13 protein-coding genes are annotated in these 16,306 nt (G+C 58.1%); 11 read left to right on the plus strand and 2 right to left on the minus strand.

Annotated features, from left to right (window positions below; all coding sequences use genetic code 11):
• Positions 1–40: 40 nt before the first annotated feature.
• Positions 41–1,372: a GDSL-type esterase/lipase family protein gene (locus QN219_RS18000; RefSeq protein ID WP_284001158.1), complete on the minus strand. Its 1,332-nt coding sequence runs from the start codon at positions 1,370–1,372 to the stop codon at positions 41–43.
• A 442-nt stretch (positions 1,373–1,814) separates the two neighbouring features.
• Here QN219_RS18000 and QN219_RS18005 point away from each other — a divergent pair, with 442 nt between their 5' ends.
• The 3 genes from QN219_RS18005 to QN219_RS18015 all read left to right on the plus strand — a co-directional run bounded on the left by QN219_RS18005 (position 1,815) and on the right by QN219_RS18015 (position 4,303).
• Positions 1,815–2,246 carry a hypothetical protein gene (locus QN219_RS18005; protein ID WP_284001159.1) on the plus strand — a complete coding sequence of 144 codons (432 nt, stop codon included), beginning with the start codon at positions 1,815–1,817 and terminating at the stop codon, positions 2,244–2,246.
• Between the two features lie 61 nt (positions 2,247–2,307).
• A complete protein-coding gene (locus QN219_RS18010) occupies positions 2,308–2,457 on the plus strand; it encodes a DUF5989 family protein (RefSeq protein ID WP_284001161.1) in 150 nt (49 codons plus the stop codon).
• A gap of 13 nt (positions 2,458–2,470) precedes the next feature.
• Positions 2,471–4,303, plus strand: coding sequence for a carbamoyltransferase (locus QN219_RS18015; protein WP_284001162.1), 1,833 nt, complete (start codon positions 2,471–2,473; stop codon positions 4,301–4,303).
• Positions 4,304–4,350: 47 nt separating this feature from the next.
• On the opposite strand, the gene QN219_RS18020 is transcribed toward QN219_RS18015, so the two are convergent.
• Entirely contained in the window at positions 4,351–4,857 is a 507-nt protein-coding gene (locus tag QN219_RS18020) for a hypothetical protein (protein WP_284001164.1), read from the minus strand.
• A 916-nt stretch (positions 4,858–5,773) separates the two neighbouring features.
• On the opposite strand from QN219_RS18020, the gene QN219_RS18025 reads away from it, so the two are divergent.
• The 8 genes from QN219_RS18025 (at position 5,774) to QN219_RS18060 (ending at position 16,078) form a co-directional block, all read left to right on the plus strand.
• Positions 5,774–7,186 carry a hypothetical protein gene (locus tag QN219_RS18025; RefSeq protein WP_284001166.1) on the plus strand — a complete coding sequence of 471 codons (1,413 nt, stop codon included), beginning with the start codon at positions 5,774–5,776 and terminating at the stop codon, positions 7,184–7,186.
• Between the two features lie 85 nt (positions 7,187–7,271).
• A complete protein-coding gene (locus QN219_RS18030) occupies positions 7,272–8,000 on the plus strand; it encodes a glycosyltransferase family 2 protein (protein ID WP_284001168.1) in 729 nt (242 codons plus the stop codon).
• Between the two features lie 35 nt (positions 8,001–8,035).
• Positions 8,036–9,175, plus strand: coding sequence for an NAD-dependent epimerase/dehydratase family protein (locus tag QN219_RS18035; protein ID WP_284001170.1), 1,140 nt, complete (start codon positions 8,036–8,038; stop codon positions 9,173–9,175).
• Positions 9,176–9,298: 123 nt separating this feature from the next.
• Positions 9,299–10,300: an SDR family oxidoreductase gene (locus QN219_RS18040; RefSeq protein WP_284001380.1), complete on the plus strand. Its 1,002-nt coding sequence runs from the start codon at positions 9,299–9,301 to the stop codon at positions 10,298–10,300.
• On the plus strand, positions 10,293–10,853 hold the full coding sequence (locus tag QN219_RS18045; protein WP_284001171.1) for a GtrA family protein: 561 nt from the start codon (positions 10,293–10,295) through the stop codon (positions 10,851–10,853). The genes QN219_RS18040 and QN219_RS18045 overlap by 8 nt, the downstream gene beginning before the upstream one ends.
• Before the next feature lie 554 nt (positions 10,854–11,407).
• A complete protein-coding gene (locus QN219_RS18050) occupies positions 11,408–13,519 on the plus strand; it encodes a nucleoside-diphosphate sugar epimerase/dehydratase (RefSeq protein WP_284001381.1) in 2,112 nt (703 codons plus the stop codon).
• Between the two features lie 193 nt (positions 13,520–13,712).
• Entirely contained in the window at positions 13,713–14,939 is a 1,227-nt protein-coding gene (locus tag QN219_RS18055) for a glycosyltransferase family 4 protein (RefSeq protein ID WP_284001172.1), read from the plus strand.
• Positions 14,940–14,992: 53 nt separating this feature from the next.
• Positions 14,993–16,078: a glycosyltransferase gene (locus QN219_RS18060; RefSeq protein WP_284001173.1), complete on the plus strand. Its 1,086-nt coding sequence runs from the start codon at positions 14,993–14,995 to the stop codon at positions 16,076–16,078.
• Positions 16,079–16,306 lie beyond the last annotated feature (228 nt).

Below are 16,306 nucleotides of genomic sequence, written 5' to 3' on the forward strand. Positions count from 1 at the left end.
GCGAGCAGCTGACGCGGGAACGCTCCGCGCGATCTGCAGCTCACTTCTTCTCTACGGTTTCCCGGGTGCCTTGTGCCAGCGCCTCCACCCGGCGGAGAATCTCGTTTGCGGCAAATTTGGCCCCAGCGGGACTGAAATGGGCGTCGGGCGCATACATGAGAACAGGCTCGGCTTGGGCGCGAATGGCCTCATGGATATCGATTACCTCGATGCCTTCGGCAGCGGCAGCATCGCGAACCTTCCTCCTCAGTGGGTCAAACGGCCTATCTGATGAGAACGGTCCGATGAAACGGTCGATCCTGGGTACGTAGACCAGCGTAAAGGAGCCGCCCCAGCTCTCGGTAAGTGCTTTCGCACGGTGCAAGATTCGTCTGAAATCCGGGTTATCTGGGGTAATCTTGGGATAGACCAGCCCGAGCCTCGTGAGAGTTTGCTGCAGTGCGACAAAATTGCGAAGCAAGGCTGTTTTCGTGAAAAGCTGCACACTCGTCACTCCGGCGCTCTGGCGCTCCGCCAAAATGCTTCGAGCCTGACGCATGGTCTCTTGCGCGGTCGTTTGCAAACCATAGTCCGCATCCGGCGAAAGCGCGGTGCGAAGCCACGGCACTGCAAGTTCCCGCTCCAAATTCTCCCAGTCATTGCCTTCGAAGAAGACCATCATCACGTGACGGGGTCGCAAAATTTCACCAAAACGGCCGAGGATTGCGAGCTCAATCAGCGGACCGTTTCCTCGTATGCCTATGCTCGCGGTGCTGAGCCCCCCCGCCCGCAGCCTCGACGCAAGGTCCTCCCCCGGGGGCAAGCAGAAGCCCTCGACGAACGAGTCCCCGAGGAGCATCAGGTCCACGCGGCGGTTATACACGTCGTCGGGATTATTGAAGCCGTACCGATCCGCGGTGTAGCTGACGACGCCGCTTTTGGACGTGCACAGCACCACTTGCGTCGACGGAAAGCCCGACAGCAGCGCCTCGGAAAGTTGGTTTGTGCCGGAAAGCCGGTTCAGTCCACGAAGTGTGAAGCCAGGAACCACATTCTTGTTGCGCTTGAGCGTTTCGGCCTGCGCCTCGCTGAGTTGGCCGAGCATGCCCAACCGGACGGACACGACCGAGACCGTATGCATCGCCTCAAAGAGGAAGAGGGCCAGCAACACGCTCGAGCCGCAAATGCCGACAAGTGCGGAAAAGCGCGGCTTGGCAAACAGGCCCACGGCGAAGAAGGCTATCGCCAGCAGGCCCGGGATCAGCACGTAACGGATGAAATGCGGGGTTTCAGCTGCGAACAGTTGGTAATGCAGCAGAGCGTAGATGGGGCTTGCCAACAGGTACAGACCCGGAAGGGCACATACCACAAGTCCGAGATGCCGCTTAATCATGACGCCTTGTCCCCTCTCGCAAACCGTTCAGTAAGAGGTGCGCTTGCCGACCGCCGCATTCAGGCGGCGGATTTCGACTTGTCTTTCCTGACGGCTTTGGCTGATAAGAGTATTGTCTTTTGCACTTGAACTCACACAAATGGATTCAGAATAGAAATTAATACAGGGGCATTTTTGCGTAAGCGGAATATACCTGCTTCTGCCTATCGAGTCTCCCCGAATTGGGAGAAGATCGGACTCTGATCGACGGCCTGTTTCAAGCTGCTATATCGTTTCGGCCGGAACTACGCGTCGGCTGCCGTCTATATCTAATGGTATATTGACTGGCTCGACCCCCGCTTGTTCTATACCATTCTCCTTTATTCCTTTCAAACAAGGCGCGACTGCAATTTGCGCCGTATAGTATTTTAGAAATTAGCACTGGCCGCTTAGGAAGTGCCCAATGAACAAGTCTCACGAAGCTTTCCTCGAGCATATACCGGAGGGACCCTCCAACCGCAGCTTCGGTTATACGGTCGGAGGCATTCTTCTCGCTTTCGTGCTCGTGAGATGGCTCATCAGCGGTGGGCTGACAGCGATCTCTTTAGGGATTGCCGTCATTGGTGGTGTCCTCGTCCTGTTGGCGTTCGCCGCACCCGACTGGCTCGCCATCCCGAACCGGCTATGGACCAAGCTTGGCCTGTTGCTGTTCAAGATCGTCAATCCCGCGGTGATGCTGCTGATCTATATCGCGGCGTTCGTTCCGATCGGGCTTTTCTTGAGGCTACGCGGCTACGATCCGCTCGCCGCTTCATTTGATAAAGGCGTCGACACTTACTGGATTAAGCGTTCACCGCATGAACCGGATCCGGAGACGATGCGCAATCAGTTCTGAACGCAGGCGGGGGCTCTGACGCGGCAAGACCGTCGTCGGATCATGATGGGGGAAATGCGACATGGAACTGATAAGCGAACTCTGGGCTTATATGGGTGCCCGCAAGAAGTTTTGGCTCTTGCCGATATTCATCATCTTCGGCGTTTTCGGTGCATTGGTGGTCTTGACCCAGGGCACGGCGGTGGCACCGTTCATCTACACCTTGTTCTGATCCGAGTCCGTCCATGCGTATTCTCGGTATTTCGGCGTTTTATCACGACAGTGCGGCGGCCCTGATCGAGGACGGACGCATCGTGGCGGCCGCTCAGGAGGAACGATTTACACGCAAGAAGCACGACGCCAGCTTTCCGGCCAATGCCTTGGCCTATTGCCTGGCGGAGGCAGGTTGCAGCATGGCGGACGTCGATCATGTCGTCTTCTATGACAAGCCGTTCCTGAAATTCGAGCGATTGCTGGAGACTTATCTCGCGACAAGTCCGCGCGGGTTTCGTTCCTTCAGGATGGCGATGCCGCTCTGGATCAAGGAGAAACTGTTTCAGAAGAACCTGTTGCGCAAGCACTTGGGCAAGCTCGCTGGATCGAAGGAATGGTCCGGATCGCTTCTGTTCACCGAGCATCATCTGGCACACGCGGCGAGCGCCTTCTTCCCATCGCCTTTCGCAAGCGCCGCGGTTTTGACGATGGATGGGGTGGGCGAGTGGTGTACGACCTCGCTCGGCCTCGGTCGTGGCAACAGCCTCGAAATCATAAAGGAAATCCGTTTTCCGCATTCTCTCGGTCTGCTTTACTCCGCGTTCACGTACTATACCGGTTTCAAGGTGAACTCCGGCGAGTACAAGCTGATGGGCCTGGCGCCTTACGGCCGCCCCCGCTTTGCCCAGACGATCCTGGACAATCTGATCGACCTCAAAGACGACGGCTCGTTCCGGGTCGATCAGCGCTATTTCGATTATTGCACCGGTCTCACCATGACCTCGCCCGCATTCCACCGGCTTTTCGGCGCGGAACCGCGAAAACCCGAAACTCCCTTGACCCAGCGGGAGATGGATCTGGCGGCCTCGATACAGGCGGTGACCGAGGAAGTTGTTCTGAAGCTCGCCCGCTTTGCCAGGCAGGAAACAGGCGAGCGCCATCTGTGCCTGGCTGGCGGCGTCGCCTTGAACTGCGTTGCCAATGGCAAGTTGCTGAAGAACCGCATTTTCGACGACATCTGGATCCAGCCGGCGGCGGGCGACGCAGGCGGCGCCGTGGGCGCGGCACTGGCAGCATGGCATGGACATCTTGGAAAAGACCGTCTTGCCAATGGGCGAGACGGTATGGCAGGCGCCTATCTCGGTCCGGCATACGACCAGGGCGAGATCGAGCGGCGCCTTGCCGCAGCCGGCGCGGTCTACAAGGTCTTGTCGGATAGTGAGATTATTGCCGACACCGTCGAGGGCCTGGTGCAGGGCAAGGCGGTCGGGTGGATGCAGGGGCGAATGGAATTCGGGCCTCGGGCCTTGGGCGGAAGGTCGATACTCGGCGATCCGCGCTCTCCGATAATGCAGAAAACACTCAATCTCAAGGTCAAATACCGCGAGAGCTTCCGTCCCTTTGCCCCTTCGGTGAGGCGCGAGGACGTGGCGGAATGGTTCGATATCGACACCGACAGCCCCTACATGCTGCTCGTGGGCGATGTGCTCGACCGGCGGAGGTTGCCCCTCGGTCCTGACGAGGCGGCGTTGTTCGGCATAGACCGCCTGAACGTTCCACGATCGGAGATTCCGGCCGTCACGCATGTCGATTATTCAGCCCGGGTGCAGACGGTGCATCACGACACGAATCCGCGCTACTGGGAACTGCTAAGCGCGTTCAAGGAGCGAACCGGCTGTCCCGTACTGGTCAATACCAGCTTCAACGTGCGCGGCGAGCCCATTGTGTGCACCCCGGAAGATGCATTCCGCTGTTTTATGGGCACCGAGATCGAATGTCTCGTCGTCGGCAACTGCTTTCTGCGGAAAGAGGATCAGCCGTCGGCCCTGCGGCAGGACTACAAAGAGTGCTTTGAACTCGACTAGCCCATGGAACGCAAGCCAATAAGAGCCAACATTGCATGATGTTTGAATTAAAGCGTACTGCCGGACGTCTGTAGCAGTTCGCATGACCGCCTTATCGAGCCAGTCGCACGCCAGCCGAGGCGATTCGGTGCGTGGATGGCCGCCGCAATCTCCGGCTCTGCAATCCTTGGCGCGCGGGAGTCCCGCCCGGACATAAGAGTGCGACTTTCCAGCTTCGGAATGGCCACGGCAACCGACAGGACAAGGCTCGGCGCGATGCCATAGCAACCTGTCAGATGATGAAAGATCTTGGACGCCCCATAAATCTCCTCGGCGCCCATCACTGCCTCGCCCACGCGCGCCCTGTCGCTAATGTCGATATAAAGCACGCCGGGGATTGATAACGGCAGCGTTGTCACGATCGGGTCCAGAACGAAATTGATCGCCTGGGGCGTGACACCGTTGAGGACAAACGCCACGAGACCGGCTTGGCTTGCCCAATATCCGGCAACAATCAATTCTGTAGGCAATCGCCCCCCAGACTCGACAATCTCGATAACGCTTCGCGTCTGCATGTTGTGCCCACGTCGATAAAAGAGAGGGGCTGGCGCCGTGATCACAATGGCAATGGCCGGCTGGGTGGCACGCGATCAATTACAATTCGTTGAACGTTTGATGTCAAAGTTTGAAGTACAGTTCTGAGACTATCTTCTTCATTCAGACCGCACCATATGTCTTTGGATATATGAGGCTCGTTGCGTCGTAGACGAAAGCGAACGGTCCCCTGGACCGTCTCTAGGCGCGTGGCGGCGGCAGGTTGATCACCGGCGCCGGATCGAAAGAAAGGACACTTCCAACGAGCGAGACGATCTGTGAATAGCAGATTCTCAGACCCTTTGGCCAGGTCTCGCGACAAATAAGACATGCATCGCAAGCAGATACCGATCGGGCAGCCAGGCTCGGTGGCGGACAAGCGTTGGATATATTAGGTAGTCGACATTGTCGCACGACTATGCGATTATCAAAGCTGTTGAGCGGTGACTTTATAGCCGCGGCTGTGTAATTGCGTACAAAATCGCTTTCAAGGACTGATTTACGCGCTTGGCCAATGGAGCGCGAGTATTTTTTAAGTTCGCGGGCATATCACGCGCATGATGGGGGCTTAGCGAAGATTTCGATCGAGGCTGTTACTCTGCCTGACCGGGTTTTTCGGTTGCGGCAAAGAACAAAGTCCTTTGTGGGGTGAATTCCACCTCTGTCAGCACGTTTAAGCCAAACGAACGCACCAGAAATGGGAGCGGCGGCTGTATGAAGCGAGAACAACAACTGCACGTGCAATCAGGTTCGGCGGGAACCGCCAACGATGCACTGGCTCCCGTTCATGCGAGGGCGCAACTCGTCGCGGCTGTCGTCCTTTCATTGGCAGTCTCCCTGCTGTTCTTTGCAACGACGTCACACGGAATAGGAATTCTGCCTGACTCAGTGGCGTACATGCGCATAGGAAGCGCGCGTCATTTCGCTCCGCTCTATACTTGGTTGCTGCAATTCACGGCACTCGCTCAGATCGAGCTCGTGGCGGCGGCCTGGTGGCTCAACTGGTTTCTTTATGTCGTCAATACGGTGTTGATTCTTCGGTTGCTGCTTCTTGCGCAGCTGACCCCGACCTGGGCCGCATTGGGCACGGCCCTGATCGTTGGCCATCCGGTCTTCGTCGAATTTCACTCGGTCGCAATGACGGAGCCGTTGTTTATCGCGTTGACCCTCGCCTCCGTCCTCGTTTTTCTCAGGGCGATGCAAGACAATCGTGTCGCAAGTGCTGCACTTGTGGGGGCCATTGTAGGACTCGCGATGCTGACGCGATTTGCTGCTGCTCCGCTTCTTCCAGTTTTTGCAATCCTGAGGCTATTCGCGGGTGGCGGAAGCCTTACGCGACGGCTAGTCGATTGTGCTGTGATGACCGGTGCGTGCGGTGCTGTCTTCGGATCATGGCTGATCGCGAGTGAGCTGACATCCGGCGACTCGACTGGACGTTCGCTGGAACTACTGGGCGACACTGATCTGGCATACTGGATCCGGACGGCAGGCTCCCTGTCGACGATGCTCCTGCCATCCGCGGCCGGGCCGGTCATTCGCCTCCTGTTTCTTGCCTTCGCCAGCGTTGTCGTCGTTTTCATTGCCGTGAACTACGCGCTCGCGTGGCTGCGCCTATCCTCCGCGCAACGCGCACGACCGCATGCGCTTGTTCCCGTCGTATTCAATCTCCTTTCGATCTTGTATCTGCTGTTCCTGATTCTCTCCGTGATGATTCAGTATCGACTGACCCTCACCGGACGGTTTCTCCTGCCGCTCTATGTCTTTCTCGCACTCGCCGTCATCACTCCCTTCGGAGCGAGCAGACCTGATTTTGCGCGCCACCGCAAACTCGCGATCGTCCTGGCCGGCTTCGCGGCTGTGATCGGGGCGTCAAACCTCGTCCGAACGACTGTGTTCACAGTAGCCACCTATGAATCGGGTCAGGGATACGCTCACAAAAGCTGGTCCACGTCGCCCGTACTCGCATCCGCGAGCAAACTGCCGGCGTCTGCCGCAATCTATTCCAACGCACCGGACTTGGTTGAATTCCGCCTGAGGCGCAGCGCGGCGTACATACCGCGCCGCTTCAATCACCTGTCTGGCCGGGATGAGGCAAGTATGCCCTTTGCGCAGCAGATGGACGCTATGCGTCGCCGTATTGCGGAAGGCGACGCCTACGTCGTCTTCATCTACGGCGTGGACTGGCGAGACTACCTGGTCAGCGAGAACGACCTTCTTAATTCCGTTCCGCTCGTCGAGCAGGAAACTCTTGCTGACGGGCGGATCTATCGCTCAGCAACCCGCGCAACCGAGATGCAGGTTTTGCCGTGAAGGGGCCGTCAAAGCATCGCCGAAATTGGACATTGGCTTACAGGATTGGTGCACCGAGAAGAATGTAACGGGAGTACGGATCGTCATGCTTCAGAAGAAGATTTTTATTGTTATCCCCGCTTATCAAGCCGCTCTGACACTCGAAAGCGTGTTCGAGAGAATTCCAAGGGAAATTTACGAAAAAGACCTCCGGATTGTCGTCGTGAACGACGGCAGTTCCGACGGAACGGGCGACGTCGCGCGCAGAATTGCTCGTTCACGGGCAAACGCGGAAGTAATCGAGCATCCTCAGAACAAGGGTTACGCCCAAGCGCAGAAGACCGGTTTTTCGCATGCCTTGGCTCAAGGCGCCGACATCGTGGCACTCCTGCACGCCGATGGGCAATACGCGCCGGAACTGCTGCCCCGTTTGCTCGCGCCGCTGGAAAGGGGTGAGGCAGATCTCGTCATCGGGTCGCGCATGCTCGAGGGCGGCGCGCTGAAGGGCGGCATGCCGATGTACAAGTATATCGCCAACAAAGCGCTTACCACGATAGAGAATCTGGCTTACGGCCTTCGCGTGAGCGAATACCACAGCGGCTACATGCTTTATTCCCGCCGGTGCCTCGAAACTATTCCCTTCGTTCGCCTCAGTGATACATTCCATTTCGATGGTGAAATGATCATGATGGCGGGAAAGCGTAAGTTACGGATCAAGGAAATTGCGATACCCACACGCTACGCGGATGAAAAGTCGCATCTGAAACCAGTCCAGTATGGATTTGATGTACTAAAAATCGTGTGGCAGAATTACCGGGGTAAATACGAATTTTAAACATAACAATTTTTTTAAACATAGGGAACCATGCCATGAAGATACTCGTCACAGGAGGCGCAGGGTTCGTAGGCTCATTTTTATGCGAGAACCTTCACAAATCCGGACACGACATACGAATCTTCGATAATTACGAACCCCAAGTTCATTCTGGATCCCGGGGTAATCTTGGCGCCTTGTTGCAGCCGAACGGATTACCTATGAAGGGAGTCGAGATCATTTTTGGTGACACTCGCAATCCTGCCCAACTCGACGCTGCCTTGAAGGACGTCGACGCCGTTGTCCATCTCGCCGCGCAGGTGGGTGTCGGCCAGTCGATGTACGAGATCCATCGTTATGTCGATCACAATACGGTTGGAACGGCAGTCCTCCTGGAACTGCTGGCGTCCCGCAAGCACAGCGTAAAGAAGCTGGTCGTTGCGTCGTCGATGTCGATCTACGGCGAAGGTGGAGCGCGGTGCAGCCATTGCGGCGATGTCACACCGACGCTTCGTGAGGCGGAGCAAATGAGGCGTGGCGATTGGGAGGTGCGCTGTCCGATCTGTGATCGAACCGCAACGCCTATACCGACCAACGAGGCGAAGCCGGTCCTGCCGACCTCGATCTACGCCATTTCCAAGAGGGATCAGGAGGAAATGTGCTTGGTCGTCGGCAGAGCCTACGACATTCCCGCCGTGGCGCTTCGCTTCTTCAACATCTACGGTCCTCGGCAGTCGCTGGGCAATCCCTATACCGGGGTCGCTGCGATCTTCTCTTCCCGTCTGCTGAACAATAACCGTCCGGTCGTTTTTGAGGACGGCAACCAGACGCGAGATTTTGTGCATGTAAACGACATCGTGCAGGCTATTTCGCTTGCTCTCGCGAAAGACGAGGCGAATGGCCATGTCTTCAATGTGGGCACCGGTCGCCCGACGTCGATCAAAGACGTCGCGATCATCCTCGCCCGGAAAATGCGGCGCGACATTGCTCCCCAGATAGAGAACAAGTTCAGGGAGGGCGATGTCCGGCATTGCTACGCCGACATAAGCAAGATCCAGCGCTGCCTCGGCTACAAGCCTAGCGTCGAGCTCGAATCCGGCATCGAGGATCTGATCGCCTGGGCAGAAGAGCAGAAGGCGGACGACCGGTTCGAGCATGCAGCCGCCGAGCTGGCGAAAAGAGGGTTGGCCCGGTGACGGGCTGCATGAAGTTTTAGAGCGCGTTTGCGTTGGGGCGCGGATGTGGACGTCAGACTCTGGTCGCTGGCCGGAAACTGGGGTGCCATCCCGCTGCCAGCCGCTTCAGATGAGGTAAGCGTAATGGGGCGTCAATTTACAAATCGCGTATTGGTAACTGGAGGGTGCGGCTTCATCGGGTCGCACCTTTGCGAGCGGTTGATCGAAGGCGGAGCAGACGTCCTGTGCGTCGATAATTTTTTTACTGGGTCGCGCGCCAATGTGGAAGAACTCCTTTCCCATCCGCGTTTCGAGCTTTTGAGGCACGATGTGACGATGCCCCTCTACGTGGAGGTGGACAAGATCTTCAATCTTGCCTGCCCGGCTTCTCCCGTGCACTACCAGTTCGACCCGGTGAAGACCACGCGGACAAGCGTGCAAGGCGCGATAAACATGCTCGGCCTTGCCAAGCGGCTGAAGATCAATGTTCTTCAGGCCTCCACGTCGGAGGTCTACGGAGACCCCTCCGTTCACCCACAGACCGAGGACTACTGGGGCAACGTCAACCCTATCGGGCCTCGCTCCTGCTACGATGAAGGCAAACGTTGCGCCGAAGCGCTATTCTTCGATTACAGGCGGCAGCACCAAACAGCGATCAAAGTTGCGCGCATCTTCAATACCTATGGGCCCCGTACGCATCCGAGCGATGGCCGTGTTGTTTCGAGCTTTATCGTCCAGGCACTGCTCGATGCCGACATAACCGTCCATGGGGACGGCTCGCAGACGCGATCCTTCTGTTACGTCGATGACACCGTCGCCGCCTTGCTGCGTCTGATGGATTCGCCGTTTGATGTGACCGGCCCGATTAACATCGGCAACCCCAACGAAATTTCCATGCGCGAACTGGCGGAGTTGATCATCGATCTCACCGGGTCCAGGTCACGTATCGTGTATCGGCCATTGCCCCAGGACGATCCTTGCAGACGGCGCCCGGATATCTCGCGAGCAAAAGAACAGCTCGAATGGTCACCCAGGATCGGCCTGAAGGAGGGCCTGCTGAAAACGATCAACCACTTCAACGAGCTCCTGATGCGCCCCAATTCCCGAACGGATCTCGGCACCTTGTACGAGGCACATCATGCTTAGCAGACGGAGGTTCCCTTATGTCGCGAAACTCGGCGACTGTGCCTCGGCCGACGGGGCGGCAGCGCCGGGTTCTCGACTGCAACCGCTGGGCCCCCTGCCTGGCGAACCTTATGCCGGCGCAGCATCTCGCCTCAGGCGCAACATCACGCGGCAATTGTCTCTTGTGGGAGGGGTTCTGAGAGCGATCTTTGCGGTGCGCGTGCTGCGATACGCATTTGTCGGCGGTTGCGCGGCGCTGCTGCAGGTGTGCTTGCTCACCTTGTTCATAGAACTTGCGGACATGAACGCCGTGGTGGCGTCAACGTTGGCGCTCTCAATCTCGGTCATGGTCAACTATAGTCTTCAGCACCGTGTGACATTCAGGTCGAAATCGAAGCACACCGTTGCGGCTCCACGTTTTGCCGTGCTGACGCTCTGCACGCTGGCGGCGAATGCCGTTCTCTTCAACAGCCTTTTGGCTGTGCTGCCCTACATCGCGGCTCAGATCGTCACGCTCGGAGCTATCTTCCCCATCAATTATTATTTGAACCGAACGGTGACGTTTCGCCTCTGACCAATGTCGCCCAAAATGGGCAACAACTGGCCAACAACATGCGCGAAGCAAGGACATAAAGCACGTCGCGTGCATTCGATTGACTTCAATGCGCATAGCGGAATTCAACTTTGCCGTTCGTTGCGAGCGGCTCGCCTGGAGGGAAACCACCAGGCACTCAGCGGCCCGGTTTGTCAGAAAACTATAATTGGGCGGATTCGCCGAAGACTATTTACAACCAGTTAATTACATGCTTTTTTATTACAGAATTCGAATATGCCAAGGACATTTTGCGCCGTGACCTAATCAGTCGCGGTCACCTATATTTTGTTGAAGTTAATTTATCTAGCCTCTCGAGCCAGTCAACGGGACAACCAATAGACAGCAACCTTGGGCCACCATTTAGTTTGTGGGGGAGAGGTGCAGCGTCGTTGAGCAGGTCGGTGGGGCTTACAGCTTTTCAGGAAGGGGCCTTCATGCTGCGTATACACACAGCCGCTAAGGCAGTTCGTGATCGTTTCTTGATGCTGCCATCGATATTACGGAGAGAAGAGGCGGGAAAAGGCACCGCCAAGATGCTGTTGGCGGTATGGGGAGCGGCGGTCGACATAGGCAGCCGACGCATCCGCGGCGCTGTTCGCAGCGTTCACAAATGTTCCGCCCTGTACCTTGCCGATCTCGGATCAGCAGCCATCGCGCTCGCCGTGGCCTTGTTGTTGCGCTACGGCGTCGCCGAGCTCAAGACGAGACCGGAAACAGCCTCCGTCCTGTTATGGTCGGGCGCACAGTACCTCGTCATCTGCGCACTCGTTTTCCCCTTGTCCGGACTCTACAGCCGAAACTGGAAATACGGTTCCATTTCCGATCTTTTCATCATCCTTCGCGCGGTACTCCTGACATCCCTGCTGCTTGTTTCGCTCCTATTCTTCTCCACGAGGCTGACCGATATCCCACGAACCGTCGTGCCGATGCAGTCGCTGCTCCTGATCGCATTCCTTGCCGCCGCACGGCTGAGCTTTCGCGCAGAGGAAATCCCGCTGGCGCGACCCGTTTTCAGGAACGGACGCAACAAAGGGGCAGAAAACGATCACCGCATACCGTTGCTGCTGGTGGGCGCGGGCGACGCGGCCGACCTCTATTTGCGGGCGCTCGCACGCGATCCCAACGCCACATATATTCCGGTCGCCTGCCTCGACAGGAATGAGGACCAGATCGGCATGAGCCTGCGCGGCGTGCCGATTGCCGGACGCATCGAGGATTTCGAGCAGGTGGTGACGGATTTGCAGCAGCTCAACAAGCAGCCGCGTCACATAGTCTTCACGGAAGCCCCTGCGGCTTTCGGCGAGGAGGCATCGGATAACCTCCTGCGCTCCGCCGAAAAACTTGGGATTGCCGTCTCGCGCCTGTCGCAGATGACCGAACTCAAGCGCGCAAAGGGCGACAACCCCTACGAACTGCGGTCCATCGAACTGACCGACCTGCTGGAGCGCCCCCAGGCGGCGCTCGACCGCGAGGCAATCGGTCGCCTCGTTCGCGGCCGGCGCGTGCTCATCACCGGAGCGGGCGGTTCGATCGGCAGCGAGCTGACGTCGCAGGTCGCCGCCTGTGAACCGGCGGAACTCGTGCTGATCGACAACACCGAATACAATCTTTACGCGATTGACATGGCGCTGAACGAAAGCTTCCCGGACGTATCGCGATGGAGCTATCTCTGCAGTGTCCGCCGCAGCCAGCGGGTTGAGGAGATATTCGCGCGGCATCGGCCTGAGCTGGTCTTTCATGCGGCCGCCCTGAAACATGTGCCCATGGTGCAGTTGAACCCCTGCGAGGGCGTACTCACCAACGTCATCGGCACCATGAATGTCGCTAATGCGGCGAAGAAATTTGGCACGCTCGCCATGGTTCAGATCTCGACCGACAAGGTGGTGAATTCAACCAGCGTCATGGGCGCGACGAAGCGCCTTGCGGAGCTTTATTGCCAGGCGCTCGACCTGAACGGCCTCGAAACGGGCCAGGGGCCACGCTTCATGACGGTTCGCTTCGGCAATGTCCTCGGGTCGAGCGGTTCGCTGATCCCGCTTTTCAAGCGCCAACTTGCAAGAGGCGGCCCGTTGACCGTGACCGATCAAAACATGACGCGGTTCTTCATGACGATCCGGGAAGCTGTCGAACTGACACTGCAGGCTTCGGCTTATGGCTTCGAAAAGCAGCTCGGACAGGGCGAGATCTTCGTCCTCGACATGGGCGAGCCGATCAAGATCATCGATATCGCCCGCCGGATGATCCGGTTGGCCGGCTTCACGCCGGATCAGGATATCGAAATCAAGATCATCGGTTGCCGGCCGGGCGAAAAGCTCTTCGAGGAGCTTTTCGACGAAACCGACAAGCGCATCAACTCGCCGGTGCCGGGCGTCCTCGGCGCGGTGCCGGAGCCCATACCCTTGCCGACTCTGAAGGACGCCTTCGCACGCCTGCAGCGCCATTCGGAGCGGGGCAACGAGACGGACGTCGTGGCAGTCATGCGCGAGTTGCTTCCACGATATGAGCACGAGGCTGATCGCAAGCCCAGGGCCGCGAGCAAGCGCATGCCCCGGCGGCCGAAGGACCACATCAAGGCCAAGGCACGCACATCGCGAGCTGGCTACCGCAAGGGCACCCGCGGGGAGCTCCGCTTTCCGGGCAATTAAAGGATGACAGGCGCGGTTGGTAAGGGCGGATCGTGCAATGCAGCTGTGGGTGCCCGCGATAGTGGCTGCTCGGATTCTGCGGGCCGGGACACGCACCGCCTCCTGCCTGCGAATGCGGACAACCCCGCGGAGCAGGAGAGCCGGGCGCGGATGTCTCAATTCTCGAGGTGGAGTCGAATCCGGGAGGTAAGCCTTGAAGCTTGTTGAGCAGGTTTCGCGCACCGCAGTCGAGCAGATTGCGGCCCATTCGGCAAAACCCGCCGGCGCAGCATACCCGCCCCGGCAGAAACGCGTGATCGCCGTCGTCGCCAGCTTGACGGCATCTCTCGTGATCTTTCGGCTCGAATTGCTGAAGCGATTGGTGGCTGCCGGACACGACGTCATAGCCTTCGCTCCCGAAAACGACCCGCGGGTCGAGCAGGAGCTCGCCCGGATCGGCGTGCGTTTCGTTCGCATCCACATGGCGCGAACCGGACTCAACCCATTGGACGACATCCGGACCTTTTGGTCGCTGCGACAGCACTTCAGGCGGCTGAAACCGGACATAGTCCTTCCCTACACCATGAAGCCGATCATCTACGCCGGAATCGCGGCCAGGGCCCTCGGGATAAAGGAGCGCTGCTTCCTCGTGACCGGCCTCGGCCACGTGTTCTCGGACGCGGCCGGTCACTCGTTCAAAGCGCGGGCTATTCGCCATTTGTGCGTCCGGCTGTATCGTTTGGCGCTTCGGGGCGCCCGGGTGGTCTTTGTCTATAACGACGCAGATGCCGACGACATTCGCCGCTACCGAATGTTGGGGGACGACCTCTCCCCGACAAAGATCCCCGGATCTGGCGTCGATCTGGACCATTTCACATTCTCTATACCGCCTCGGAGCGGGCCGACTTTCCTGATGATCGCCCGGCTCCTGCGCGACAAGGGCGTTGTGGAGTATGTCGAAGCCGCCCGGATCGTGCGTCGATCTTTCCCAAATGCCAAGTTTCAACTGCTCGGCCATTTCGACAGCAATCCGACGGCCATCTCCCGCGAGGAAATCGACGGCTGGGTGCGCGAGGGGGTATTGGACTATCTCGGCACGACCGCGGACGTCCGGCCTTACCTTACAGCGTGCAACGTTTTCGTCCTGCCGTCCTACTATCGCGAAGGCATTCCGCGAAGCATCCTCGAAGCTTTGGCCACAGGACGAGCCGTCATTACCACGGATCTGCCGGGTTGCCGCGACACGGTGCAGCCGGGAGTGAACGGCATGGTCGTCAAGGCGCGCGACATCGTCGGTCTCGCAAATGCAATGGCCTGCTATGCCGGGAGCCCGGAGTTGGCGGAAAAGATGGGCAGGCAATCACGGGAAATGGCAGAGACCAAGTTCGACGTGCACATGATCAACCGGATGCTGTTCGCCGGCATGAACTTGGCAGATTGAGGGCGTTCTTCCAGGGCGCAGCAGGATCGGCAGTGGCGAGCTAGGGCGCTCAAATGATAATGCATGTCATTACCAACTTTACAGCCAGTGCAGGCGCAGAAACGATGCTGGCACGTCTGCTACACAGTTCGACCGACGAGCGTATCATCGTCGTGTCGCTCATCGGCATATCGGAACGGAACCGTCGCCTCGCCGATAATCCGAGGGTCGTCTACGTTTCGCTTGAGGCCGCCTCCCTCGCCGCGCTCACGGGCGCAGTTCTACGCCTCTCTCGGCTGATCAAGAAGGAGCGGCCCGACGTAATCCTGTGCTGGATGTACCACGCGATGATCGCCGGCACCGTCGCTGCGCGCATCGCCCAGCACGGGGCAAAAGTCTTCTGGAACGTTCGTCAATCCCTTGATGACCCTGCCTCCCTCACGCGCAGTTCGCGCCTGGCAATTGCGATGGCGAGATTGTTGTCGAATCTGCCATCGGGGATCATCTACAATAGCGCCCGCGCCCTCGACTTGCATCGCAAGTATGGCTACGCAAATCGGAATGCCATCGTAATCCCGAACGGATTCGAACTTCCCCGCCTCCCGCCCTCCCCGTCGGCAGCCGCCGCCAGGCGGATTGGCATTGTCGGCCGCTTTCATCCGCAGAAGGATCATGGGACCTTCTTCAAGGCTGCGGCTTCAGTCATCCAGACCCACCCGCAGGCAGTCTTTTCCGCGGCAGGAAACGGGTTGTCGCGCGACAACCCCGCTGTGGTCGAACTCATGGCGCAGGCAGGGCTTCCAGTTCACGCGGTTGACCTCCGCGGGGAAATCACCGACATGGCGAAGTTCTATCAAAGCATCGACCTTTTGGTTCTTTCCTCGAGGACCGAAGGCTTTCCCAATGTCATTGCCGAAGCCATGAGCTACGGCAAGCCGATCGTGACGACCGACGTCGGCGATGCCGCCGCCGTGGCGGGAAATGCCGGAATCGCCGTGCCCGCCCGAGATCCCGAAGCTCTCGCCATTGCCATCCGCCGAATTCTTGACCTGCCGGCTGCCAAGTATGCGCGCTACGCCCGCAACGCACGGCAGCGCGTCGAAAATGAATACGCAATCACTGCGGTCACCGAAAAATATGTAGAGTTTCTAATGCATTAACCCAAACTCATGCACGCAGTTATCGTGCATCTCTCTCTATATTTCCCGTTAAAATTGCCAGCCCTTAAGAAACCTTTTTCGCTTTTCGTTCATAAAGCAGTTGCGAAACATCGATATATTCCACGATAAGTGGTATAGATTAGTTTTCCACTGTAAAATACTGCGCCTTCTGCGTCGACGGGCGTCTTTTACGCTGAGATCACTTTTGCGCCCCATTCGCAGATTACC

Origin of the sequence: Sinorhizobium sp. 8-89 (genome assembly GCF_030124325.1) — a bacterium.
Taxonomy (GTDB): Bacteria; Pseudomonadota; Alphaproteobacteria; order Rhizobiales; family Rhizobiaceae; genus Sinorhizobium.

What these genes read in the sequence shown, in the direction of transcription:
- QN219_RS18015 (WP_284001162.1), top strand. Translation starts at nt 2,471, where the DNA reads ATGCGTATTCTCGGTATTTCGGCGTTTTATCACGACAGTGCGGCGGCC.
- QN219_RS18035 (WP_284001170.1), top strand. Translation starts at nt 8,036, where the DNA reads ATGAAGATACTCGTCACAGGAGGCGCAGGGTTCGTAGGCTCATTTTTA.
- QN219_RS18010 (WP_284001161.1), top strand. Translation starts at nt 2,308, where the DNA reads ATGGAACTGATAAGCGAACTCTGGGCTTATATGGGTGCCCGCAAGAAG.
- QN219_RS18050 (WP_284001381.1), top strand. Translation starts at nt 11,408, where the DNA reads ATGCTGTTGGCGGTATGGGGAGCGGCGGTCGACATAGGCAGCCGACGC.
- QN219_RS18005 (WP_284001159.1), top strand. Translation starts at nt 1,815, where the DNA reads ATGAACAAGTCTCACGAAGCTTTCCTCGAGCATATACCGGAGGGACCC.
- QN219_RS18040 (WP_284001380.1), top strand. Translation starts at nt 9,299, where the DNA reads ATGGGGCGTCAATTTACAAATCGCGTATTGGTAACTGGAGGGTGCGGC.
- QN219_RS18025 (WP_284001166.1), top strand. Translation starts at nt 5,774, where the DNA reads ATGCGCATAGGAAGCGCGCGTCATTTCGCTCCGCTCTATACTTGGTTG.
- QN219_RS18045 (WP_284001171.1), top strand. Translation starts at nt 10,293, where the DNA reads ATGCTTAGCAGACGGAGGTTCCCTTATGTCGCGAAACTCGGCGACTGT.
- QN219_RS18000 (WP_284001158.1), bottom strand. Translation starts at nt 1,372, where the DNA reads ATGATTAAGCGGCATCTCGGACTTGTGGTATGTGCCCTTCCGGGTCTG.
- QN219_RS18030 (WP_284001168.1), top strand. Translation starts at nt 7,272, where the DNA reads ATGCTTCAGAAGAAGATTTTTATTGTTATCCCCGCTTATCAAGCCGCT.
- QN219_RS18020 (WP_284001164.1), bottom strand. Translation starts at nt 4,857, where the DNA reads ATGCAGACGCGAAGCGTTATCGAGATTGTCGAGTCTGGGGGGCGATTG.
- QN219_RS18060 (WP_284001173.1), top strand. Translation starts at nt 14,993, where the DNA reads ATGATAATGCATGTCATTACCAACTTTACAGCCAGTGCAGGCGCAGAA.